Below are 23,785 nucleotides of genomic sequence, written 5' to 3' on the forward strand. Positions count from 1 at the left end.
TGTGACCCTAGCGGCGACCGAGCGCCCTTCACTTGTGCGGTCTACCGTTTCGGTGAGACCGTTGCCCTCGCAACGCTGAGTAGTATAGCGAATGCCGCCGATTTTGTCAAGCGCGATTGCTCCACGCCGTTTTGTCGTATCCTGATGCGGTAAAGCGGTGTCGGTGGTCTGGTGCTGCCGTGGGTGATAGCGACGAATTTCTGCATTGATAGGGGTGTGCGGTCGTCCAATTGCCGTGTGATCCAAGACACGTATCCTTGTTGTCGCCGCTAGCGTATACGTGCCCAGCTTCCTACCAGACCGTATGGCTGCATTGCCCTACGGCAATACGCAATGAAACTGATATACTATCTGAGGTTGCCGCCATTAGCGAGGTTCTTATGTGGTTTGCGCTTTTGTGGGGAGTGTGTGCGCTCGCCCTGATCGCGAGTTTTGGCGCGAATTGGCGGCGGATGCGCCGGATCCCGCGCTTGTCGTCGCCTTGTTTGCCGTCCGATCCGCCCTTTATCTCGATCCTTATCCCGGCGCGGAACGAAGAGCGGGCGATTCGCCGTTGCGTGAGCGGGGCGCTGGCCCAGCGTTATCCGCACTTTGAGGTGATTGTGGTTGATGATGGTTCGACCGATCGTACGCCGGCGATTTTAGCTGAGTTGGCCGCAACCGATGCGCGGCTGCGGGTGGTGCCGGGCCGGCCCTTGCCGCCGGGATGGGTCGGTAAGTGTAACGCTTGCCAGCAAGCGAGCGATGCCGCGATCGGCGCGTGGTTGCTCTTTCTCGATGCTGATACCGCGCCGGCCCCTGATCTGGCGGCAGCCTTGCTCTGCCATGCGCAGGCCACTCGTGGCGATATGGTGACGATCTTTCCTTTTCTCGAATTAGGGTCATGGGCTGAACGCTTGGTATTGCCGCCGTTCATTGCTCTGATTGTATCGATTTTTCCCTTCGAGCGGCTGTCCCAACCCGATGTGCGCCCCGATGAGGTGCTCGCGAATGGCCAGTGCATTTTTGTCCGCCGCGCCGCTTATGATGCGATCGGTGGCCATAACGCCGTGCGCAGCGAGGTGCTCGAAGATGTGCGGCTCGGCCAGACCTTGCGCGCGGCTGGTTTTACAGTGCGTGGTGCGATTGGGATGGAGTATCTCGCTGTGCGGATGTATACCAATGCCGCTGAAGTGGCGGAAGGCTTGATGAAGAACGCTGCTGCCGGTTCGCGCAGCGGCGGCTGGCGTTCGTTGACCGGGATGGCTTTGTTGTTGGCGCAAGCCTATGGGCCGCTTGTGCTTATGGCTGGCGGTTTGTTGAGCGGCGGCGTAGCCGGCTATGTCGCTGCTGGCGCTGGTCTGCTGGTATGGCTGGTTGGCTTGCTGTTCTGGGGGACGCTGTACCGCAAATTTTACCGGCTCAGCCCACTCTATGCACTGCTGTGGCCGGTTGGCTTGCTGATGTATCTATTTATTGCCGGTTATGGCATTGTGCGCGTGCAATTGGGACGCGGGGTGACGTGGAAGGGTCGCCGGTATGCGGGGTGAGCCGCGTACCGGCGGTGTTGCTAGTTTACGCCAGCTTGAAATCGACATGGAGGAACTTGCGCGTCAGCGGGTGGCGTTGCACGACATAAATCACTACCGGGTATGTCGCCCCCTCGATGTCGAGCGTGAATGATTCACCCTTCGGTACGGTGCGGAAGATGTGCTCGAAGTCGCGCTCGTTAATCTGAATCGCGGTCGTTTCTACTCCCTTGCCGTAAAAGTTGGCTGGTAAGATGCCTTCGCGGCGCAGGGTCTTGACCTTTTTGCCGAAGATGTGGCGGCGCTGAGCTGCCAAGGTGGCGTTAGCCATAAGATGCCTCTCTTTGGTGTTTACAGAGGGGAGAAGCTGGCCCATTGCCAGCCCGAGACCCTCTAGCGATCCGAAGGGATAGTATATCATAAAGTGGAGGCTGCGCTGTCAACGAGTGAGGGTGGAGCGTGCTTTCGATGCAGGTTATGCCATAGGATTGCCAATATGGCGAGGTGACTCTTTGACCGAGACTACTGATTCGATCGCTTTAGTCGCCGATGTGGTTGTTCATGCGCCGTCGTCGGTACGCCGGCACGACGGTGTATTTTCTTACCGTGTGCCTCTTCATCTCCGCGATCTGATCGCCGTTGGGCATCTGGTGTGGGTGCCGTTACGCCAACAACAGGTGCAAGGGGTAATCGTTGACTTACAGCAACGTCCGGCCAATGGGTTGCGCGATCTGATCGATCTGGTCGATCCGGAGCTATCGATTCCGCCATTGACAATTGCTTTGGCGCATTGGGTCGCGCAAACCTATTACACCTCTCTTGCGGCTGTGCTCGATCTGTGCTTGCCGCCGGGTACGGTACAGCAGGCTGTCTCCACGTGGCGGGCCACTTCCGATGGCCTGCGCTACGAGTTGGGCGGGTTGCCGGAACGGGAGCGGGCCATCCTGTTCTACCTCCGGCGGCATGGCGAGCAGAGCGAGCTTGATCTGCGCGCGGCGTTGCGTGGGAGTGATGCCGATTTGCGTGCGGCGTATCGGGCGTTGGCCGAACGTGGCCTGATTACGCGCGGGACGCGCATCGATCCGCCGCGAGTGCGCCCACGGCGCGAGCAGGTGGCGCAAGTGGCCGTCCTTGATTGGGAAAACGCGCTTGGCGAGCTTCGTCGCGCTCCTCGGCAGGCCGCGGCGCTACGCTGGTTGGCCGAACAGGGTGAGGCGCAACCGTTGGCAGCATTGCGACGGGCTACCGGCCTTGATTTGGCCGGGGTGCGTGCGTTGGAACGGCGCGGCTTCATCGCGCTGTTTGAGCGCGAGGTCTACCGTGATCCACTGGTATCGCTTACGCCGCCGCCTGATACTCCGCCGCCATTGACTGCAGCCCAACGTGAGGCTTACGAGACCATTGTGACGACGCTTGAGACCGGCGATGGCGGAAGATTTTTGCTGCACGGCATTACCGGCAGCGGCAAGACTGAAATCTACTTGCGCTTGATTGCGCGCGCATTGCGTCTAGGCCGGCAGGCGCTGGTCTTAGCGCCTGAAATTGCGCTCACGGCTCAGTTGGTGCGCCGGTTTGCCGCTCGTTTCGGTAGCCAATTGGCAGTGTTGCACAGCGGTCTGAGTGACGGTGAACGCTACGATGCGTGGCGGCGGTTGCGCCGTGGCGAGGCGCGTTTGGCGATCGGCGCGCGCTCGGCGCTGTTTGCGCCCTTGCCTGAATTGGGATTGGTGATTGTTGATGAGGAGCACGAGCCGAGCTACAAGAGCGATTCGGCCCCGCGCTACCATGCTCGCGACGCAGCGTTGCAATTAGCCGAATTAGGCGGCATTACAGTCGTGCTCGGCAGCGCAACGCCGAGCGTCGAGAGTTTTTACGCGGCTCGCGCCGGGCGTCTGCATCTGTTGCAGTTGCCTGAACGGATTGGCGGCCAGATCGGCGTAGATGGTTTGGTGCATACCCGTCCGTTGCCGTTGCCGCCCGTTCGGATCGTAGATATGCGGCGCGAGCTGCAACAGGGCAACAACTCAATCTTCTCAACAGTGTTGCAACAGGCATTGGCTCAGACGCTCGCACGTGGTCAACAGGCGTTGCTCTTCCTCAACCGGCGTGGCGCTGCCTCGTTTGTGTTTTGCCGTGATTGCGGTTATGTCGCACACTGCGCGCGCTGTACTGCGCCGCTGACGGTGCATTACGATCAGGAATCTGGTGAAGCTGGCGTGCCGGCAAATATTCTGATGTGCCATTCGTGCGGTCAGCGGGCCATCGCGCCGGTGATCTGCCCCCAGTGCCTCAGCCGTCGGATCCGGGTCTTAGGCGCTGGCACGCAGCGAGTGGCCGAAGCAGTACGCGAACTCTTTCCGCACGCGCGCGTTGCGCGTTGGGATCGCGATAGCGCTACCGGTAAAGATGCGCATGGCAAGCTGTTGGAGGCAATGTTGGCTCGCCAGATTGACGTGCTGGTCGGTACCCAGATGATTGCCAAAGGGCTTGATCTGCCCCTTGTGGCGCTGGTCGGAGTGATCCTTGCTGATACTGGTCTGCACCTGCCCGATTTTCGCAGCGGTGAACGCACCTTTCAGCTCTTGACGCAAGTGGCCGGGCGCGCTGGACGGCGCAGCGAGAGAGCGCAGGTGATTATCCAGACCTACCAGCCTGACCATTATGCGCTGCAAGCGGCGCGTGAACATGACTATCAGGCGTTTTATCGTGAAGAGATCGCCTTTCGCCGCGCCTTGGCCTACCCGCCCTTTGGCCGGCTGATCCGGTTTGTGATCAGCAGTTCTAGTGAAACAACATGCCGCAAGCAAGCCGAACGCCTTGCCACCGATCTCCAACGTTACATTGGCGAGCGCGATCTGGCCGGTTGGCGCTTGATCGGCCCGGCCCCAGCCTTCTTTCGCCGCCAACGCGGCCGTTGGCGATGGCACGTGTTGTTGCGCGTGCCTGCCGATAGCACTACCCGAGCAATTCACGCCGCCCTCGACGCGCTCGGCCCGCTGCCCGGTTGGATCATCGACATCGATCCGGTGCAAGTGTTGTGAAAGCAGCGTGCCCGAGTGGCTCGTCATCAAACTTCAGCGTAGGCGTGTTTAGCGAAATAAAAGACCGGCGCGCAGCAGCGCCGGTCTGTTGGGGTCAAGAGACGTAATCAGATTAAGCGTACTCCGCGACGTTCTGCTTCGCAGCCCGCGCTGCGCGGCGGCGCATGCCGGCATCGAGCTGAGCGAAGAACTCGTCCGGGGTGACGCTAGCGGCTGCGCAGGCATCGGCAAAGCGCAGATTGCTGCGATCAATCCGGTGCTCGCGCAGAAATGTCCGCGCCTCAGCGCCAAATGTCTGCAACACCTCTTCGACCGTGTACTGCTCAAAGTTCCCGTTGCGCATTGTCATACTCCTTTTGAATCTATCAAGACTATCTTCGTCGCGACGGCTTCATTGCCGGTTGCGCTTTTATCATACTGGATATTTTGTACAATTGCAATGGTTTTTATTTGTGCAAAACGTACAAATCACCACAAGCAGCCAAACTCTTAGCACTATGAACCTGTTGCCATTGCGCGGGTGCGCCGTACCCGACGAAATCTCCGCCGCTCGCGCGAATGATAGTCTAGGAAGCGCGATCCTTTGTCTGTGGGGCTTTGCTGTGCGATTCACTATTACTAGCAGGCTTGTGGAGAACGGTAAAGCTCTTACCTATGCGTGAGCGGGAACAAGGCTTGTGGAGGAACAACGAGCCAACAAGCGAGCGTGCAAACGGAGGTTGCCAGTGTATTTGTGCAACATGGGCTGCGCGATCCTGATCCGGGGCAAGGTAGCGGACGGAACACTCGCATCAAAACAGCTGTTACCGTGCCAAATGTACTCACTTGTGGCGCCCTTTCCCCGCTCTCGCAAGGCAGGAAGTGATGCTTATAGGGGAGGGTGGTGCCCTCTCCCTGACCCTTGCCCACGAGCACGGGAGCAGAGTGCTCCTGTGTTCCGTGCAACCAGTGCCGTTCGCGCAGACAAAGTGGCTCCCCCTCTCCCGCCATCAGGCAGGAGTGGGTGCGGGGGTGAGGGCGATCAGCCCGCGTCGCGGGCTTCGTCAATCGAATGTTCCGTTCGCCTTTGAAGCTCCACAAAGTGCGCAGGGAAACAAGCGGGATGAAGGTTACAAGAGCATCAGACCAAGGCAAACACCTATTGCATTCCAAGATATTCCATTTGCGAACAGGAAGGAATATTGGCCATCGCGGTACTACCGTAAATCCAGATTCCGCTAGGCCGGCTGTTGCTTCAGCGCGGCGAGTCCGTTAACTGCCAACTGGCTCAATCATGTCGCTGCGTTCCTTAGTACTGCGTTCATCGGCCTGAAGGGCATACTCACTGGCCCACGCTTGAATGCCGGGCCAGTCACGCAACGCCGCTTGATGCACAGCGTCAGGTCGCCAGATGCGCTCGATGTAATCGCGATCGATCTGCGCTGGATGGAGACTTTTGAATGGCACGACGGTTGTGGTTTCGCCTTTGCCCCATTCCTCTTCTTCCCCCGGCCCCAGCGGCAATACGAGCTCGTGAAAGGTGACGAGCTCAGGGTGGCGGGTGCGGTTAATGAGCGCATCGGCAGCCTCGCACACGCGCCCGTGATCGAGCAAGGCTGCTAGTAAGACATCGGTCATTCGCGATCGAACCGACAGTTGCGCCAGCCGGAGAAGATCCATCCGCACGAGGAGATCAAGATAGCCGCGCACGGCCATGCGGCTGCGATCGCTACTGCCCCAACGCAGGCCGATGCCGGCAGCGGCGGTGGCGGTGGCGTTGCGGCCAAGACTACCGGCGACGGTTTGCGCCACTGGGCCGCTGGTGACAACGTAGAAACGGATCGTCTCGCCAAGTGCCCAATGACGCACAATCTCAGCTCCGCCTTGCCGCTGGTGCTTGATTTCGATTTGCTCGATCCGGGCCGCGCGGAGGCGCGCATCGAGTTCGTCATCGCGTCCGGCTTCAATGTGGAAGCCAATGTAGGGGCTGAACCGTTTGCCGCCAACTGGCCGGGCTAGGTTCTTGCCGTTGGCGTATTGGAGAGTAATGGCTTCAGTGATGGCTTGAACTCGATTGCGCCCAATCATTTGTTTGCTCCTCTTGGTTGCCGTACCGGATCATGCGTCCAATTATAGTACAAATGTTCTATTTTGTAAAGAGGGCACACTATCACGGCAACAGCAAAATGACCCCTGCCACGGTTCGGCAGGGGTCATCAGAAGTAAGGGCGTTACGGCGCTATTTTCAGAATGATCGGCACGAAGATGCGCGCTGGCTCAACGATGATCTCGTAGTCGAAGCTGGCGGTTTGGCCATTGCTGTCGGTCACGGTGATGGTAAAGCTGTACGTGCCGACCTGCGTTGCTTGCCCTTCGAGCCGACCATCAGCGCTCAGCGTGATCCCCGGCGGGAGTTGGCCGCTCACTTGGTAGGTATAGCTGCCGCTGCCACCGGTGGCGCTCAGTTGATGGTGTATGTTACCGCCGACTGCAAGTGATGTCGGTAAGCTAAGCTCCAATTGTGGCGCTTGGCCCGGTGTCGGCACCGGGGTGGCCGAGGCAGTCGGCGTCGCGGTCGCGGTGGCGGTCGGCGTCGCGGTGGCGGTTGGTACCGCGGTCGCGGTGGCGGTCGGCGTCGCGGTGGCGGTCGGCGTCGCGGTCGCGGTGGCAGTTGGTTCAACCGTCGCGGTCGCGGTTGGGGCCGCGGTCGCGGTCGGGGCCGCGGTGGCGGTTGGTGCCGTGGTTGCGGTGGCAGTTGGTTCAACCGTCGCGGTGGCGGTTGGTGCCGTGGTCGGCGTCGCGGTGGTAGTTGGTTCAACCGTCGCCGTCGCGGTGGCGGTCGCCGTTGGGCTTGAAGCGATGTTTGTCAGGGTAAACGGAGCGCTCGAACTGCCCACGTTTGCCGTGACTGTGTATGTGCCAGCCACACTATTAGCCCGCACCGGAATCTCGACCATCCCATTTGCATCACTCACGGCACCATTGCCGGTGGGGAAGGTTACGCTAGCCCCGCTGCTGGGCGCAGTGAAGCTCACATAGATGCCCGGCAGAGGATCACCGTTTTCATCGCTAACCCGAACACGCAAGGGCTGGGCAAAGTCGGTGTTGAGCAAGGTGCTCTGGTTGTTGCCGCTTTGGATGGTCAGAACAACCGGCGGCAATGCGATCAGATCCACCTGTTTTGGTTGGTAGACAATTTGGAAGGGATAGCCTGCTACGTCAATGACTGCCCCGTTGGGCAAGTCGCGGAAGGTGCCGAGAATATTCCCAGTGCTGTTGTGTTGAATGATCGCCCATGAATCGCCCGGAGCAGGCGTATAACCGGGAACTAAGGCGAGCGCCAATTCAGCTCCATTGGGATTGCCGGCTCCCACGAGTTCAATGTTGGCGTTCTTCGTTCGGTTGTTTGCTGTATTATCCAGCACAAGGTTATCGCCGCCGGGACCGATCTCGAAGCTCAGGCGAATATTTGCGCTATGCAGGCGAACCCCATCACCGTTTCCGTTGACGCTGAGCGTGCCGCGGCCACGGATGATGTTTCCTGTCGTAAGATCGCGCTGGTCGCCGATCCCAATCTCGCCGCCGCCGGAAGTTGGGTTGTAGACAATTGCGCCAATTGTGCCGGCGCCGTAGAGGTTGAGCTGGCCGCTGCTCTGGTTGCGCACGAATGAACCGATGTTATCTGTTCCAGATAGGTTGATCGTCAGGGTGCCACTCCCCTCTTTGCGCAGGTCACGGCTCCCGGCTCGATCAATCACTTTGTTGAACGTAACATCGCCTTCAACGGCAATTACCCGGTTGCCGGGTAAGGTGAGCGGGGTGCTGAAGCTGAGCCGGTGTTCATTGCTGTCAAAGGTGAAGTTGTTGTTGAGGTTCGTTATCTGATTATCGATCACTCGGTTGCCGCCGGTGCCGATTAATTGCCCGCTGATGAGTTCAAGTTTCGAGGTACCAAAAGCTTGATCGTTGGTGAAAATCAGTGCGCCACCATTGATCGTGGTTTTGCCCTTGTGTTCGTTGGGCGTGAGGAGGTAGAGATCACCCTCGCCAGTTTTGGTAATGCCGCCGCTGCCGCGAAGCAAGTTGTTGGGGCTCGCGATTGTGAGACTGCTATCGGCAGCTATATCAAATGAGATAGTCTTTTGTAGGTCGATAGGCGCAGCAATGGTATGATAACCCCTCAGCACGCGAATAGTGCCGGCGCCGGCCGGCGGAAAATACAGGCTGCCGCTGCCAGAGCTATACAATGAATAGGTCATTTCGCTATCGAATCGCACTTCGCCGATCTCAATGGTGTCACTGTTTAGATTAATAGCGCGCGGATGCGACGTATGAGGAAACACTGCTATGTCATTCCGGCTCTGCGGTACGATCCCGCCGCTCCAGTTGGCAGGATCGTTCCAGTTGCCGTTGCCACCGATCCATGTGCTGGTGGCGGCGAAGACAGGGTTGATGACGAGCGACCAAATGATAACTAGGGTAAGAGTCAACAGTGAGAACGTTGCTCGCTGCATTGGGCGGAACATGGCACCTCTCCAAATGCTGCAATGTAGTGTTTCAACTGTACCGAATCATAACCGAAGCGCAAACCGAAGTATTACCGAAACGACAGATTTGCTGAGCATGTTTCCCAACATGAACAAAGTTTTAACAAAATGTGTTGCGATGAAATGTAGTAGCTACCCACGCTTTTTGGGTGAAAATAGGGCCTCCTCTGCATAATCGGGTCAGTCGCAAGACTGATGCTGCGATTGAGCTTGAGGTTTAAAAAAGATTCATCTGTTTGTTGAATATTTTGTTATGAAAGGAGTGTGCGGCGAAAGTAATTGTGAGGTGTCGTCGTATGATAATCTGTAGTAAAAGGTTCTTATGATCAACAAAACCGTCTTACAAGGCATTGGCGCGGCAGTCGCCGCCTACACTCTTTGGGGGTTGTTGCCGGTCTATTGGAAGGCTCTGAATGGCGCAACCGCGACCGAAATTCTTGCCCACCGCATGATTTGGTCACTCCTCTTTTTGCTTGCCGTGCTGGCGGTGCGCCAGCAGTGGGAATGGGTGCAGGTGATGCGCCGCCAGCGCCGGTTGCGCTGGACCTATCTGGCGAGCGCGACCTTGTTAGCCGCTAATTGGGGTATCTATGTCTGGGCGGTGCAGATGAACCGGGTGGTTGAGGCTAGTCTCGGTTATTTTATCAATCCGCTGGTCAGTATCGCGCTCGGCGTGCTCGTCTTACGCGAGCGGTTGCGTCCGGCGCAGTGGCTGGCGATTGCAATTGCCGCTGCCGGTGTTGCGTGGTTGACCTATAGCGCCGGTGCGTTGCCATGGATCGCTTTGGCTTTGGCGCTGTCGTTTGGGTTTTATGGTCTCTTGCGCAAACAGACTCCGCTCGGCTCGTTTGAGGCGCTTACCGTCGAGACACTCTGGATGTTTGTGCCGGCGGTGCTTTGGCTAGGCTGGTTGGCCGGTAACAATGGCGGTATGCATCACGATGCCGGGTTATGGCTGTTGCTGCTCAGCACCGGCGTTGTCACCGCTGCACCGCTGCTCTTCTTCGGCGCGGCTACCCAGCGCATTCCGCTGACCACCATCGGCATTCTGCAATATCTTGCCCCGACATTGCAACTCTTGCTAGGGGTGTTGGTCTACGGCGAGCCGTTTTCGACCGCGCAATTGATCGGCTTTGGCGCGATTTGGACGGCGCTTGCCATTTATACTACCGATAGCCTGCTGGCGACGCGCCGGTATCGGGCGACGTTGGCCCAGCCGGCGGCGGATTGAGCGCAAGCGGGGTTGCTTCGGCAGGGCATTCGGCGGCACAGTATTGCCGGAGCCGTTCGCTGTCGTCGAGATCGAAGGCGAGGGTTGGCGTCGTGATCAGGCGCGCGCGCAACCCTAGCCGTTCTGCCGCTGTTAGGTGCCGTTCAGCGCTATTGATACCGAAGAGGAAGGGCAGTGGCGAGGGCAATCGTAATGCCAAAGCATTAGTGCCTTGCTGCTGCTGATCGGGCGCCAGCGCAAGATCGGCTTCACTCAGCGCATTGTGGAGCGCCCTTACATCCTCTGCCGTCACCAAGGGCAGATCGCCGGCCAGCACAATCATCGCTTGTGCGCCGGCACTCTGGATCTGATGGCGCGCCTCGGTTAAGGCTGCGTTCAATTCTTCGCAACGGTCGGGCAGCCATTCGACACCATCGGCCTGCGCTAGTGCCGCGATGTCTGGATCGGCACTGACCAGCCAGATTCGCACCGGCTTGGTAAAGCTCCCGGTTGCCTGCTGGGCAGCGTTGATGACGTGCCGGGCCAATCTGAGTACCAGCCATTGCCGCGCTGCCGGCGCGAGAACGCCGGCTAGTCGTGATTTGGCGAACTGGAGCCGTTTGATAGGGATGGCAATGCCGATCACGGACACTGCTTTCTGTTATTGCGCGGGGGTCGTAGACACACAGCGAAGCTGTGTACTCTTACCCCCACCACAATCGCTTGCGGATTAAGCAAACGCTAGTTCCAGCGCTGCCTGCGCCAGCGCCATCTTTTCTGGCATGCCGCGCATGATCGAATTAGTCAACAGCGGGCGAATGCCAAGCCGTGCGATGGCCGGTGCCAGTGCCGCATCCACGGTATCAATGACAATCCCATCGATCAGGTCGGCATATGCCGCAGCGACTCCCAACGCGGTCGGTTCCATGCCCACGGCCCGCATAAGCGGCACGGCAGGCCCTTTGATTGCCGCACCACCCACGATCGGGCTGATGGCGACAACCGGCGCGCTGGTATTGGCGATCGCTTCCCGCACACCGGGAACGGCAAGGATCGGCCCGACGCTCACCACCGGGTTACTCGGCGCGATGATGATTGCTTCGGCGCTGGCGAGCAGCGGCAACAGGCGCGGCGCCGGCTGCACCGGCCCGGCGGCATGCAGGCGCACCCCGCGCACCGCCGGTTGGCAGCGTTCGCGCACAAAATACTCTTCAAAGTGCAGTTCGCCGTGATCGGTCAGCACGTGGGTCGGCGCCGGCTCATCGCTCATCGGCACAAGAGTGATTGCCACTCCTAAGGCCCGCCGGATTTCGTCGGCAACCTGCGACAGGGTTGCGCCGTCGCGCAGGCGGGCAGTACGGTAGATGTGCAAGGCTAGATCACGGTCGCCGAGCTTGAACCACGTGGGCGCACCCAGCCGGCCAAGCCACTGCATGCATTCGTCGGTGTCGCCGGCAATGCCCCATCCCTGCGTGGTATCGATCACTCCGGCCAGCGTGCAGGTGACAATGTCGAGATCGGGCGAGATATGCAACCCGTGCAGCACTATGTCGTCGCCGGTATTGATGATGGCGGCAATGCGTGCTGGATCGACCACGGCGGCCAAGCCTTCTAAAAATCGGGCGGCTCCCACGCCGCCGGCTAGCACGACAATCATAAAGGTAGACATAAAGACGCAGAGACAGGCACGCTGTCTCTGCGCCGCAGATCAGAAGAGCAGATTAGCCAACCGGCGACGGGCCGGCCCCACCAGTGGATGCTCGTCGCCGAGCAGAGCAAACAACGCCAGCAACGCTTTGCGTGCGCCGTCATCGCGCAGCGCGCGATCGCGCCCGACGATGGTTAAGAGCTGCTCAATGGCCGTCGCGTAATCGCCAGCGCGCACCGCCGCCGCTGCTTGCCGGTACAACCCCTCGCTGCCTTCCGCCGGTTCAGTGGGTGCATTCACCAAATCGGCAATCGCTAACCCGGCAATCGCACGGCTGCCGAACGAACTGCTTGCCGGAACTTGCTTAAGGGTCACAATTCCTTCCGGATCACCGCGCAGCGCCAGCAACCGGCCCAAATTGAACAGCGCCGTCTCGTTCTTGGGGTCTTGGCCCAGAATCAAGCGGTAGCGCGCAATCGCCTCCGCTGGATTGGTTGCCTCCAGCGCTTGCGCCATCGCCAGCAGGTCGGCGTTGCGGTCAGGCACCACCCGCTTTAGCCATGCCCGCACCTGACTCTCCGGCAGTGCACCGGTAAACTCATCAACAATCTTGCCTTGGTAGACCGCCTTGACCGCTGGAATGCCCTGTACGCGGAACATCTGGGCAAGGCGCGGGTTTTCATCAACATTAATCTTTGCCAGCACCCACGTGCCGCCAGCTTCGCGCGCCAGCCGCTCGAGCGTCGGCCCCAGCACGCGGCACGGCCCGCACCACGGCGCCCAAAAGTCGATCACGACCGGCGTCGTCTGCGAGCGCTGCAACACCTCGCGCTCAAAAGTAGCCTCAGTAACTTCAAGTACTGCGCTTTGGGCAGTCGTTGCGCTCACTCCAGTAGCCATGCTTGTTCTCTCCTTGCACCGATCGGTTATTGCTGCTGTGTAGTGTACCAGAAAGGTGTTGAAACGATGTCGGTAAAATGTAAGAAGAATGTCAATATTTACTTGCGCTGCACTTCTTGCCGCAAGAGCAAGAGATAGCCGATGCCGACGATGCCGGCGAAGGTGAACCATTGCAGCGCATAGCTCAGGTGCGGGCCTTCATCGAGCCGGTACGGGTCAGGCGGGCGCGGCAAGCTCGTGCTACCGTCGGGCAACTGCTCGATAAATAGCGGTAACAGCGGCGCGCCAACCTGCTGTTGAATGGCCGGCACATCAACCCGCAACCACGCATTGATCCGCGTCTCCCCCGGCAACGGCAGATCGCGTCCGGCCAATGGGCTGTCAGGCCGTAGTTGCGGCGCGCGGGCAATTCCTTCAATCGTCACCGGTCGCGTCACTGCGTAGGCAGTCGCCGCTCCCTGCGCCGATGGCAACCAACCGCGATCAACCAGCACAGCATGCTCGCTGCCCTCGATCTGCAATGGCGTCAGTAAGTGAACGCCATCTACCCCGTTATCCGAACGCCTCCCGCGCAAAACGACACTTTCTTCGTTGCGAAACACTCCGCGTACCACCACCCGCCGCCCGATCACCGTCGCCGGATCGGTCTCAGGTGTGAGCGGAAGCGTCGGTTGGGCCAACGCCGCCAAGCGGGCCTCATTCGCTGCCCGCCGCTGTTCGAGCCGGTCAAGTTGCCAAAACCCCAGAATAATCAATGTCGCTACGATCACCAACGCAAACAGATGCTTCGCAATCCACCATCCGCGCAGCAGGTGATGGGTGGCGGGTACGGTTGTCGTTGTCATACGCTGCCTAGCTCGCTACTATGCCACCGTCTATTATGATGAGGAAAGGTGGCGAAACGTAACATTCCAACGTCATCATACCACTGCTAGCGGCAGCATTACCAATTATTCCTTGCTGGGGTCGGCAAGCCCTGTCTATGTAGAGTGCGGCAATTACCCTGCCGCACTCCATACCCCATTCGTTGTCCGTGGTATACTTGCGCTATGAGCGCGAGGAGGAGGCCGCAATGAAGCGAGTTGTCAGCATCAGTCTTGGGTCGGCGCAACGCGATTATCAGATCACGGTCACGGTGCTCGGACAGCATGTGGAAGTGCGTCGGATTGGCACCAACGGCGATGTTGCGCAGGCGATGGCGTTGGTACGCGAATTTGACGGCAAGGTTGACGCGATCGGGCTAGGCGGGTTGACGCCGGTCTTTCGGATTGGCCGCGCTCGTTACCCGCATCAAGAAGCGATCCATATCGCTGCCCAAGCCCGCCGCACGCCGGTGGTTGATGGTGGGGTGGTCAAAGCGACGCTCGAGCGGTGGGCGGTTGCGCAAGCGGCTCGTCAGATTCCATCGCTGCTGCGCTATAAGCGGGTGTTAATCACCAGCGGCGTCGAGCGTTACCAACTCGCCGCTGCCATTAGCCAGTACGAGCCGGAATTGCGCTTTGCCGATCCGGTGATTCATGCCGGTATCCCCTTCTTGCCTCCGCCACGCTCGCTTGAACAGCTCGAATTATACGCCGCCACTACTCTGCCCGTGTTGGCTCTCTTGCCCTACCGCTTCCTCCATCCGGTGGCGCTCGGTCAAGAGGGTTTTGATGGCCGGGCTGCCGATTTGTTCCGCTGGGCTGATGTCATTGCCGGCGATTTTGCCTTTATCCGCCGCTTTGCCCCGCACGATCTGACCCGCAAGGCGATCATCACTGATGATCCATCGCCGGCTGAGATCGAAGACCTGCGCCAGCGCGGGGTGACAACACTGGTCACCATGACGCCGCCCCTCAGCGAGAATCGCCCATTTATCGCTGCTGATGCAATCGAGGCGGTGATTACCGCAATTACCGAAAGTGCGCGCCAACCCGGCGATGCCGAGGTGATCGATTTTATCGCGGCTGCCGGCTGGGGGCCGACGGTGCAAGACCTTAATCCGCGGCCTAAACCACGCTTCGCCTTTGTGATCCATCCGCTGCGCACTGAGCTGATTGCTAATCATCATCTGTTTCGCTGGACGCGCTATCTGCCCAAGCGGCTGGTGGAATTGGTTGCCGCTGAGTTTCCACCGCTCTATCTCTCGCGTATTCGTGGCATCCGCTCGAAGGCAACTGGTGAAGAGGTGGAGGGAATTCTCCTCACCCTTGGCGCGACCCCCCGTGAGATGATGCGCCGCCCGCCCAGCTTTACCTATCGCCGCTTGATTAAAGCTGCCCGTATGGCCGAGCGGATGGGGGCGCAGATTATGGGGTTGGGTGCGTTTACTTCGGTGGTCGGTGATGCGGGGATCACGGTAGCCCAGAAGGTCAATATCGGTATCACGTCGGGCAATTCGCTGACGGTGGCCGCCACCCTCGAAGCGGCTAAGCAGGCGGTGTTGCTGATGAAGGGTGGCCGGCCTGAGCATATACGTGCCGTGGTGATCGGCGCGACCGGCTCGATCGGCGCGGTTTGTGCGCGCTTGTTGGCGCAGGCGGTGCATGATGTGGTGCTGGTTGCCCCTCGCGCTGAACGCTTGTTGGCGCTTAAGAAGCAGATCGAAGCCGAGACTCCCGGCGCGCGGGTGGTGGTGGCGACGTATGCCGATGCCTATATTGGCGATGCTGATCTGATCATCACGACGACTAGCGCGCTGACCGGCAAGGTGATCAATATCGATAAGCTCAAACCCGGCGCCGTCGTGTGCGACGTCGCCCGCCCGCCCGATGTGAAAGAGGAGGACGCGCGTCGCCGACCTGATGTGCTGGTGATCGAGAGCGGCGAGATTGTGCTGCCCGGCGAGCCAGATTTTGGCTTCGATATTGATATGCCGCCCGGCACCGCTTATGCCTGCCTCGCCGAGACGGCGCTGCTGGCGATGGAAGGCAAATTTGAGGATTATACGCTGGGGCGCAATATCGAGATCGAACGGGTGAAAGAGGTCTACCGGCTGTGGAAGAAGCATGGCCTTGAGTTGGCTCGCTTACGATCGTTTGGCGTCTATGTTACCGATGAGATGATTGCCGAGAAGCGCCGCTTGGCCGAAGAGCGCCGCCGCCAGTTGGGTCTGCCCCCGGAACGAGTGGGAGTAGGAGGTGGTGAGTAGGGAGTAGGATATATTGACCCTGCCACCTATGAGAAGCGCAATGCTCGAATGGATCTCAACGCAACCGCAACAACCCCGCCCGGCCCCGCCGGTGTTGTTGGTGCATGGCGCATGGCACGCGGCATGGTGTTGGGCCGAACGGGCCTTGCCCGATCTAGCGGCGCGCGGCCTTGCAGCGCATGCAATCAGCCTGCGCGGCCACGGCGCTAGTCCGCCGGCTAGCCCGTTGACCACTATCTGCGATTATGTGCATGATGTGCGTGATGCCATTGCTACCTTACCGCAGCCGCCAGTGCTGGTCGGCCATAGCGCCGGCGGCTATGTGGCCCAGTTGTTAATGACCGGACGTTGCGGGCCGCCGCCGGTTTTGGCCGGAGTGGTGCTGCTCTGTAGTTCGCCGGTGTCAAGCCCGGCCTACTTTCTGCGCCGCTGGCGCGAAGGCGCACCGATGGTTGATATTCGCGCCCTGTTGCGCCGTGAGCCGGCGGCGGTGCGTGCCGCCCTCTTCCGGTCCGACATCGCAGCCGCCGACCTCGAACGCTATCGCCAGCAACTAGTCAGCGAACCGCCACTGGTGATGATGAGCAGCATGCTGATTCGCCCCCGTCCATCCGCTTGCCGGACGCCGGTGCTGGTTATCGCCGCTGGCGACGATGCGATCTTTGATCTCGCTGCCCAGCAAGCCCTTGCCGCTGCCTACGGCGCCGAGGTGTTTGTCATCCCCGCTGCGCCACACGACATCATGCTCGATCCGGCATGGCCGCTGGCCGGAGCTGCGATCGCCCGGTTCGCAGTTGAGCTAAGCCTTACGGTGAGGGTATAGAGAGTATTTACCGCAGAGAACGCAGAGGTGAGGATGTATATCGCGCCAAAGCGGGGTGCGGCCAGCGACCCGCACATGTGCTCGCCGGTAGATGGGGGCGGGGCGCCCGCGTTCCCATCTAGCTCGTGGAGCGCGGGCCGTTGCCTCGCTCCGTGTCTGTCACCTGAAAGAAATGACGCTGGCCGGTCAGCATCTACCTACTGTGGCTGCGCGCCTTGTTGACTAGTGTCGGTGGCGTTTGCCGTCACAGTGCCTGCCGAGGTGCTCACTGACCGGCTAACTAGCCCGACGTTGGCGTTAGCGGTTGGGGTTGCGCTTAGCCTCTTCGTGATAGCGCGGTTGTTCTTCCACAGCCGTTACAGCAGGGCAAGCGTGTAGGGGCGCTGCGGTGTGGAAAAAGCATTTATCCAGTACCAACCTTTTGGGCGCGCTGGGTAGGGTAGCGGCGCTAGCACCCTTTGGTGGGCAAGAGTGCTTCAGGCGCGGGAAAGCATCTGTTAAGTGCAAACATCTTGTCATCGGGATACATCAGCTCCTCTTCGCCCACATGGGGGAGAAGCGTGCTGGAAGGATGAGGGCAAGTCGTTTACCGCAGGGGCCGTCACGGGAGCGGGGATCCTATCAAACCCTTTGCGTCCTCTGCGATCTGCCCGCCTTTGCGTTGTGCCTCACTCCTAGTCCCGCTCCCACTGGCACGGGAGCAGGATGCTGCTGTCTTCCGTTCAACCGGTGCCTGTCGCGAAGACACGGGATCTCCCCTCTGTGCTCGCTGCACCCTCTGCGGTAAAAAACGTTCCCCCGCTCCTGCCAAGAGGTGGGAGCAGGGGCAGGGGGTGAGGGCATCTACCAAGTACAAACCTTCCCCCCGCGACACTATACTACGCCCGATTGAGCAATGCTTCGATCATGTGATCGGGCGCCTGTATTGCTACCACTTCGCCTTGCACTGTCGTCTCGCCATGCACTTCGATCCACGCCTCGACCACCACTTTCCGTCCGGCCATCTCTTTCACCCGTCCGTGGATTATCAATTCAGGGCCGAGCGGAGTCGGCTTCAAGAAATTCACCCGCAACGAGGCGGTGAGGTAGCGCAAATACGGGGCTGTGCCCGGTTCGCGACCAGCCGCGGCATAAGCGGCTGCCGAAGCAGTGCCCGTGCCGTGGCAGTCGATTAGTGAAGCGAGCAACCCGCCGTACACATAACCGGGAACGGCAGTGTGGTAGGGGCGCGGGGTAAAGCGAGCGATGGCTTCATTTCCATTCCAGACGCTCTTGATCTGCAACCCATCGGGGTTGAGACGTCCGCAACCGTAGCAGTGGCTCAACTCATCGAGATAGGTGTCTTGAATGGGTTTCATTGGCTACTCCAGATAGACAGTGCGATACCAAGACCCAGTAATGCTATGCCGTTGTGGATCAACAGTCTGCTCTTGTCGGTGCGTGGGGGGTGTGCCCTCGCAGCACTCTCCTGCTCTGGCGGAACGGCTAGCTGAGCGGGTTAGTTGCGCTCTCGCAGGGGATTGCTTCGCCTCATTCCGCTCGGCTCGCAAAAACAACCGGACTAGCTCGCTTTTCCACCGCTTTGTGTTTACATCCGGCGCAGGTAGATCCACGCCGAGGGGCCGCGATTGCCCATCACCACTGTCTCGCCGGGAACGAACTGCTCAACTGTGAACCGCTGGCGCAAGGCTTGCATCAGAGTTGATTGCTCGATGCTGGTTTTGAGCGTCTCTGTCTGATCACTATTGCGCAGATGGGCAAACAATACAAACAACCCATCCGGTCGCAGCAACCGGTGAACTTCATCGAGATACGCATTCAGCTCTGGCTCGGCAAAGCCGTGACCACAGCCGACATCGATCGCCAAATCGTATGGCCCAGTGAGAAAATCTAGCTTGGTGACATCGGCGACAAACAAGCGCACCCGGTCAGTAACCCTAGCGGCAGCCACCCGCTCGGCGGCCATAGCAATCGCTTCAGGAATGAAATCGATCCCGTCAACCTGCCAGCCAGTGCGGGCTAACCAGATACAGGCCCGACCAAGGCCGCAGCCGAGGTCAATAGCGCGGCCCGGCGGCAATTCACGACTGAGCGCGATGATTTCGGGCGGCGGTTCGGGGTGATCCCATGGAATTTCGCCAGATAGGTAGCGATCGCGAATGCGCTGGAAACGGTCGGTCATAAGCTGCCCTCGTAAGCGTAAGTGCGGTAGTTTGATCTATACTTTTGTATCTTTTTGTGGTCATTTGCATTTACCGCTCTTGCCGCGAGCGCTTGAGGGCGCGGTCAATATCGCGCGCGGCATCGCGGCGGGCAATATCCTCGCGCTTGTCATAAATCTTCTTGCCGCGGGCAACCCCAAGCTCGACCTTGGCTCGCCGCCCTTTGAAATAGATCTTCAGCGGCACTAGGGTCATCCCCTTCATCCGCACTAATCCATTCAGCCGGTTGATTTCGCGGCGGTGCAGCAAAAGCTTCCGCGGTCGCAGCGGGTCGTGGTTGAAGTATTTGCCCGACTGCTCGTATGGCGCGATATGGGCATCGTACAGAAAGACCTCATCGTTGACAACGCGGGCAAAGCTGCCGCGCAAATTCACCCGTCCGGCGCGCACCGATTTAATCTCGCTGCCAGAGAGAACAATGCCCGCTTCGATCGTCTCTTCGATGTCGTAATCGTGGCGAGCTTTACGGTTGTCAGCAACTACACCGGGATGGTTATTTTTACTTGCCATGATAATTTGATTTCAAGTGCGTCTCTATCGCCGTCATCGGGGCAGTGCATCGGGTTGACCTTTCGACAGCGGTTCGTTAATCAACCACTCAATGGCACTGCCTAACCCGATCGTACACCAAAACAGCGTTGCCATATGGCTAAACTCAATGTTAAAGAAATAGTGATCAGCCAAACCAACGGCGAGCGCAGCAACGATCGCGCCTTGGCAGCCGAGCAGCCAACTCGCCGCCTCATCATCAAGTTGCGGCAAGATACGCAGGCTGCGGGTAAACCAAAATCCGATCAGGCCCAAAAAGACGGCTAGCCCGATCAAGCCCATACGTTGGCCGATTGCGAGATAGATGCTGCTTACCCCCGCCGAGAGGTCGAGATCGGGCGCTTGACCAAAGCCGATGCCAAATGCCGGATATCGTTGAATAATCGCGATTGCGTTAGCGTACTCATCGAGGCGCATCTGTTGGGCCTGATCGCGGAACTGGACGCCGGAGAGCACGCGATTGATAAATTCATCGGCGTAACCCAATCCCAGCAACAGCACTGCGCCGAGGATACCGGCGACAATCATGTATCGCCACAGTCGGCGATAGCGCACAGTGGCCAAAAAGGCCGCAGCGATGATTAGGCCGAACAGCGCCGCTCGCGAGAAGGTCAGCAACAGCGCCAGTACTTGCAACCCGCCTAAAGTTGCCAACAGCCAGCGCGGCAAGAGCGGGCGCGGCGCAGCGAGTTGGGTCAAGGTCAGCACCGCGACGAGGGCCAGCATCCCGCCGAAACTGTTTGGGTCAACCCCCAAGCCGATAGCCCGTTCGAGGCCGTTGGGGTCATCTTCCACATACCGCAACACCCGCCCGCTGGTCGGGTACCCGATCCGGCCCAGTGCCACTAGCAGTTGTAAAGCGATCGAATCGGGCAAGGCCCACAAAAGAAGCCCGATCAGCGCCGACAAACCACCAACCACGATCAAGGCGCGCACGATCAGCCGGGCGGTATCGCGGTCGCGCACACAATTAATCATGGTCAGGTAGCAGAACACCCCCAACACAAACTTGGCGTAATTGTGGAGGGTTTGCGGGTCGGGCAACCCGCGCGCGCCGAGCACCAGCGAAAAGAGGGTCAAGCCCAGAAACCCGATGAGCGGCAAGCCCAGCGAACCGAAGCGGACATCATACGCATCAGAACGAGCGAGTGCGCGCAAAAACCAAACCCCGTTGAGCGCCACCAGCACGAGCGTCAGGAAATTAGGCGTAATAATCGCCTTAAACGGCAAGGTACCGAACGGAATAATCGTCGCCACAGCCAAGGCCGCAATCAGCCCGGCCTTGACGCTCACCAACAACGCAGTGGCGATGGCCAAAGCCAGCAAGCCGGCGGCAGTGTAAAGCGGCCCCAACGCCGTCACGCCGCCGATCAGGCTGCCAGTAGCCAACGCCAACAATGCAATCAGGAGCGGCGACTGCACCAACCGGTCGCGCACCGTCGCGGGTTGCGCGGAAAGTTTAATGGACATACGGCATATCAGAGATGCGCATCAGCTTATCCCAGCGGTGAGTCGCATCGATGTAACGTACCGTTCCCGAACGTGAGCGCATCACCACGCTATGGGTGCGGGCACCACCACCGAAATACTCCACGCCGCGGAGAAACTCGCCAGAGGTAATGCCGGTGGCCGCCACCACTACATTCTCGCCGCGCACCAGATCGCGCGTCGTCAATACCTGTTTAGGATCAAGGCCAAGTTCAACGGCGCGCGCACGTTCTTCATCGTTACGCGGCCAGATTTTACACTGGATCTCGCCGCCCATACACTTCAGCGCCGCCGCCGTCAACACTGCTTCCGGTGCGCCGCCGATACCCATCAAAATATCAGCAGGTGGGTTCTCGATGTTGGTCATAATCCCGGCGCTGACGTCACCGTGGGCAATGAGCTTAATGCGCGCGCCGATTTCGCGAATTTGGCGAATGAGATCCTTGTGGCGCGGGCGATCGAGCACTACTACAGTTACGTCTTCTACTTGCTTATTGAGCGTGCGCGCAACCGCGCGAATATTGTAGGCTACAGGCGCATTGATATCGATCACGCCCTTGGCCCGTTCACCGACGGCCAGCTTATCCATATACGGGATGCCGCGCCAATTGTAGAACGAGTGCCGCTCGGCAACGGCAACGATCGCGATCGCGCCGGGCATGCCTTCGGCGAGCAGCGTGGTACCCTCAACCGGATCAACTGCGACATCAATCTCTTCACCCTCGCCATTGCCAACCCGTTCGCCGATGTAGAGCATCGGCGCTTCGTCCTTCTCTCCCTCACCGATCACCACGATACCGTTCATTGGCACACTGTTCAGCGCCATCCGCATTGCATCAACTGCGGCCTGATCAGCGCGGTTCTTATCGCCGCGCCCCATCCAACGCCCCGAACGCAGCGCAGCCGCTTCAGTGGCCCGCACCAAATCCATTCCAAGGTTGCGCTCCATCGCGAACCTCCGCTTTCTTGCTGGCAATCCGGTTCAAGTGGCGCGCCAGCCTCGCGCCCTACGTTACCTTGAATTGTAGCACAGGTGCAGAGCGGTTCGTATGTGCTAAGCGGTCAGGTTCACCAACCGCCAAAGAGGGTATACCCCAGCAGCACTACTAAACCCATCCGCACGATCCGGGCCAGAAAGACGGTCGTGGCAAACACCCAGACCGGTACGCCAACGGCGCCGGCAATAATGCCGGCGATGTCGAAAAACGGGTTGGGCGGCGCCGAGAGCACGAACAACACGACCGGCGCGCGCCAGCGGTGTTGCATCTGGCGATGCACCCACTCGTAGAACGCGGTGCGCTCCATCGCCTTACGCCCACTCCGCCCGGCATAAAAGGCGACCAGCTCGCCGAGCGCCGAACCGGCAGCGGCGGCGATGGCGATGCCATACGGGTTGAACGCTTGTCCGAGCCGGATCAAGAGCGGATAATACGGCACTGGCACCACAATCGAAGCGTTAGCGATTCCAGCCGAAAGAAAAGCGCCCAAGTAGCCGAGGGCGCCTAACCGTTCAACCAGATCAGGAGGTAACAAGATAAAGACGAGCACATTTGCAACCGCAATCGCAATACCGACGACGGCAGGCCATAACCATACCCGCCAAAGTGGCGGCTGTGTTTCGACAGACATACTCCCTCTTGAGATAGCTTCTAAGCACGTTAGATGTTCGTATCGCTCTAGCACTCGCTGTGCTGGCGAGGCCTTATTCAGAGTAACCGTAGCCGGTTCAGCCAGCGTAACGGATACCCAAACACCCGCGCGCCGAGCGCATCGCCACTGATCAAGCGAGCGCGTTGCGTAGCGATGCGGTCAACGTGCTGGCGCGCGGCGGCGCGTGCAGCCCCGTCATTTGTCGCGATCATCTGCACCGATTGTTGCCACACGTCGTTGCGCCAGTTGCGGATTAAGTGCGCTGTACACCACTCATCGAGTGGGCCGAAGGCATGGTCAAGGATGTTCATAGCGCGTGTGTATGGCGCAATTACCTCATCTTGCACCCGATCGATCGTGAGCGCAATTACCCGATTGACCGCATCGTAGTCCGCTCGCCGTTGCTGGCGTTCATGTTCCGAAAGGTGTGACCATTCCGGGCGCAGCAAGTCATCCAATACCAAGACCAGATCGTAGTTGATATGAGCATTCACTCCCAAGAGCAGATGTTGCACAATGGCTGTGTCGCGCCGCGCAGCGCAAGTGAACGTATGCTGCCAGACCTGCGGTCCGCCGGTGGCTTGTTCCCACGCTGCGAGGGCGACAAAATAATAATCGGCGAAGTCGCCGATGAGCCGGTACACCCAAGCTGAGTCGTGGAATTCATCGCGTTCTACCGCAGATAGCATATGCTCAGTCATCCGCTGGTAACAGGCCAGAAAGATAGCCCGGCGGTCGCCGGCTGCATTCCACTGATCAACCAGCGCCAGCATACGTTCGGTTAAGGCGGGCATAAAATCTCCTTTCTGGCATATTAAGGTCATAGGTAACAGCGAAACTGTGACTTGCTCACAGTGTACCACGCAAATTCGCCGATTTGTGACGACTTCATCGCGCGCCGCATAACGAGAAATACCGCCTGAGAAAGCGTTTCATCCCGGTTGTGCATAGCCGCTTGACAAATCGGGCAAGAGTTGCTATACTCCCCATCGTCAATCGCATCGCGGTTGACACGGAGGACGGCCCACGTGGCACGCTCCGCACCAAATGGCCCGTCGTCATCCGGCGCAGCGCATCTTGCCTGCTCCGC

The 23,785-nt window shown here is 59.4% G+C and carries 21 protein-coding genes and 1 pseudogene; 6 read left to right on the plus strand and 16 right to left on the minus strand.

Going from position 1 to position 23,785, the window contains the following annotated elements; all coding sequences use genetic code 11:
* Positions 1-246: hypothetical protein (locus Q1A59_RS06865; RefSeq protein ID WP_298407499.1), on the minus strand; the 246-nt coding region annotated here is incomplete at its 3' end.
* A 134-nt stretch (positions 247-380) separates the two neighbouring features.
* On the opposite strand from Q1A59_RS06865, the gene Q1A59_RS06870 reads away from it, so the two are divergent.
* Complete coding sequence (locus Q1A59_RS06870) at positions 381-1,529, plus strand: glycosyltransferase family 2 protein (protein WP_298407502.1); 1,149 nt, start codon at positions 381-383, stop codon at positions 1,527-1,529.
* A gap of 25 nt (positions 1,530-1,554) precedes the next feature.
* Here the strand turns inward: Q1A59_RS06870 and Q1A59_RS06875 are convergent, their stop codons facing one another.
* The gene (locus Q1A59_RS06875) at positions 1,555-1,839 is read right to left on the minus strand and encodes a 50S ribosomal protein L25 (protein ID WP_298407505.1); all 285 of its coding nucleotides are present in this window, start codon (positions 1,837-1,839) and stop codon (positions 1,555-1,557) included.
* A 181-nt stretch (positions 1,840-2,020) separates the two neighbouring features.
* On the opposite strand from Q1A59_RS06875, the gene priA reads away from it, so the two are divergent.
* On the plus strand, positions 2,021-4,549 hold the full coding sequence (priA, locus tag Q1A59_RS06880; protein ID WP_299644538.1) for a primosomal protein N': 2,529 nt from the start codon (positions 2,021-2,023) through the stop codon (positions 4,547-4,549).
* 112 nt (positions 4,550-4,661) lie between these two features.
* Here the strand turns inward: priA and Q1A59_RS06885 are convergent, their stop codons facing one another.
* The 3 genes from Q1A59_RS06885 to Q1A59_RS06895 all read right to left on the minus strand — a co-directional run bounded on the left by Q1A59_RS06885 (position 4,662) and on the right by Q1A59_RS06895 (position 9,054).
* Positions 4,662-4,892: a hypothetical protein gene (locus Q1A59_RS06885; RefSeq protein WP_298407512.1), complete on the minus strand. Its 231-nt coding sequence runs from the start codon at positions 4,890-4,892 to the stop codon at positions 4,662-4,664.
* Positions 4,893-5,800: 908 nt separating this feature from the next.
* A complete protein-coding gene (locus Q1A59_RS06890) occupies positions 5,801-6,616 on the minus strand; it encodes a hypothetical protein (RefSeq protein ID WP_298407515.1) in 816 nt (271 codons plus the stop codon).
* Positions 6,617-6,759: 143 nt separating this feature from the next.
* On the minus strand, positions 6,760-9,054 hold the full coding sequence (locus Q1A59_RS06895) for a putative Ig domain-containing protein (protein WP_299644542.1): 2,295 nt from the start codon (positions 9,052-9,054) through the stop codon (positions 6,760-6,762).
* A gap of 343 nt (positions 9,055-9,397) precedes the next feature.
* On the opposite strand from Q1A59_RS06895, the gene rarD reads away from it, so the two are divergent.
* The gene (rarD, locus tag Q1A59_RS06900) at positions 9,398-10,306 is read left to right on the plus strand and encodes an EamA family transporter RarD (protein ID WP_298407520.1); all 909 of its coding nucleotides are present in this window, start codon (positions 9,398-9,400) and stop codon (positions 10,304-10,306) included.
* 40 nt (positions 10,307-10,346) lie between these two features.
* Here rarD and cofC read toward each other — a convergent pair.
* From cofC to Q1A59_RS06920, 4 genes and pseudogenes are all read right to left on the minus strand, one after another.
* Positions 10,347-10,931, minus strand: a pseudogene (gene cofC / locus Q1A59_RS06905) (2-phospho-L-lactate guanylyltransferase); the annotation flags it as partial.
* An 84-nt stretch (positions 10,932-11,015) separates the two neighbouring features.
* A complete protein-coding gene (cofD, locus tag Q1A59_RS06910) occupies positions 11,016-11,942 on the minus strand; it encodes a 2-phospho-L-lactate transferase (protein ID WP_366949937.1) in 927 nt (308 codons plus the stop codon).
* 51 nt (positions 11,943-11,993) lie between these two features.
* Positions 11,994-12,833, minus strand: coding sequence for a tetratricopeptide repeat protein (locus Q1A59_RS06915; protein WP_298407526.1), 840 nt, complete (start codon positions 12,831-12,833; stop codon positions 11,994-11,996).
* A 98-nt stretch (positions 12,834-12,931) separates the two neighbouring features.
* Complete coding sequence (locus Q1A59_RS06920) at positions 12,932-13,678, minus strand: SURF1 family protein (RefSeq protein ID WP_299644546.1); 747 nt, start codon at positions 13,676-13,678, stop codon at positions 12,932-12,934.
* A gap of 227 nt (positions 13,679-13,905) precedes the next feature.
* Here Q1A59_RS06920 and Q1A59_RS06925 point away from each other — a divergent pair, with 227 nt between their 5' ends.
* The 3 genes from Q1A59_RS06925 to Q1A59_RS06935 all read left to right on the plus strand — a co-directional run bounded on the left by Q1A59_RS06925 (position 13,906) and on the right by Q1A59_RS06935 (position 17,164).
* Positions 13,906-15,963: a serine carboxypeptidase gene (locus Q1A59_RS06925; protein WP_299644549.1), complete on the plus strand. Its 2,058-nt coding sequence runs from the start codon at positions 13,906-13,908 to the stop codon at positions 15,961-15,963.
* Between the two features lie 40 nt (positions 15,964-16,003).
* The gene (locus tag Q1A59_RS06930; protein ID WP_298407535.1) at positions 16,004-16,786 is read left to right on the plus strand and encodes an alpha/beta hydrolase; all 783 of its coding nucleotides are present in this window, start codon (positions 16,004-16,006) and stop codon (positions 16,784-16,786) included.
* 231 nt (positions 16,787-17,017) lie between these two features.
* Positions 17,018-17,164 carry a hypothetical protein gene (locus Q1A59_RS06935; protein ID WP_299644552.1) on the plus strand — a complete coding sequence of 49 codons (147 nt, stop codon included), beginning with the start codon at positions 17,018-17,020 and terminating at the stop codon, positions 17,162-17,164.
* Between the two features lie 500 nt (positions 17,165-17,664).
* Here Q1A59_RS06935 and Q1A59_RS06940 read toward each other — a convergent pair whose 3' ends face one another.
* The 7 genes from Q1A59_RS06940 to Q1A59_RS06970 form a co-directional block, all read right to left on the minus strand.
* Entirely contained in the window at positions 17,665-18,144 is a 480-nt protein-coding gene (locus tag Q1A59_RS06940) for a PaaI family thioesterase (protein ID WP_299644555.1), read from the minus strand.
* Between the two features lie 230 nt (positions 18,145-18,374).
* Positions 18,375-18,968 carry a bifunctional 2-polyprenyl-6-hydroxyphenol methylase/3-demethylubiquinol 3-O-methyltransferase UbiG gene (locus Q1A59_RS06945; protein WP_299644558.1) on the minus strand — a complete coding sequence of 198 codons (594 nt, stop codon included), beginning with the start codon at positions 18,966-18,968 and terminating at the stop codon, positions 18,375-18,377.
* Between the two features lie 70 nt (positions 18,969-19,038).
* A complete protein-coding gene (gene smpB / locus Q1A59_RS06950; protein ID WP_298407555.1) occupies positions 19,039-19,521 on the minus strand; it encodes an SsrA-binding protein SmpB in 483 nt (160 codons plus the stop codon).
* Positions 19,522-19,551: 30 nt separating this feature from the next.
* Positions 19,552-21,027 carry an O-antigen ligase gene (locus Q1A59_RS06955; RefSeq protein ID WP_298407545.1) on the minus strand — a complete coding sequence of 492 codons (1,476 nt, stop codon included), beginning with the start codon at positions 21,025-21,027 and terminating at the stop codon, positions 19,552-19,554.
* Positions 21,017-21,994, minus strand: coding sequence for a class II fructose-bisphosphatase (gene glpX, locus Q1A59_RS06960; protein ID WP_298407548.1), 978 nt, complete (start codon positions 21,992-21,994; stop codon positions 21,017-21,019). The genes Q1A59_RS06955 and glpX overlap by 11 nt, the downstream gene beginning before the upstream one ends.
* Before the next feature lie 119 nt (positions 21,995-22,113).
* On the minus strand, positions 22,114-22,674 hold the full coding sequence (locus Q1A59_RS06965; protein ID WP_298407550.1) for a VTT domain-containing protein: 561 nt from the start codon (positions 22,672-22,674) through the stop codon (positions 22,114-22,116).
* A 77-nt stretch (positions 22,675-22,751) separates the two neighbouring features.
* Positions 22,752-23,489, minus strand: coding sequence for a DUF5995 family protein (locus Q1A59_RS06970; protein WP_298407552.1), 738 nt, complete (start codon positions 23,487-23,489; stop codon positions 22,752-22,754).
* Positions 23,490-23,785 lie beyond the last annotated feature (296 nt).

It is taken from the genome of uncultured Chloroflexus sp., from assembly GCF_937951745.1.
GTDB lineage: Bacteria > Chloroflexota > Chloroflexia > Chloroflexales > Chloroflexaceae > Chloroflexus.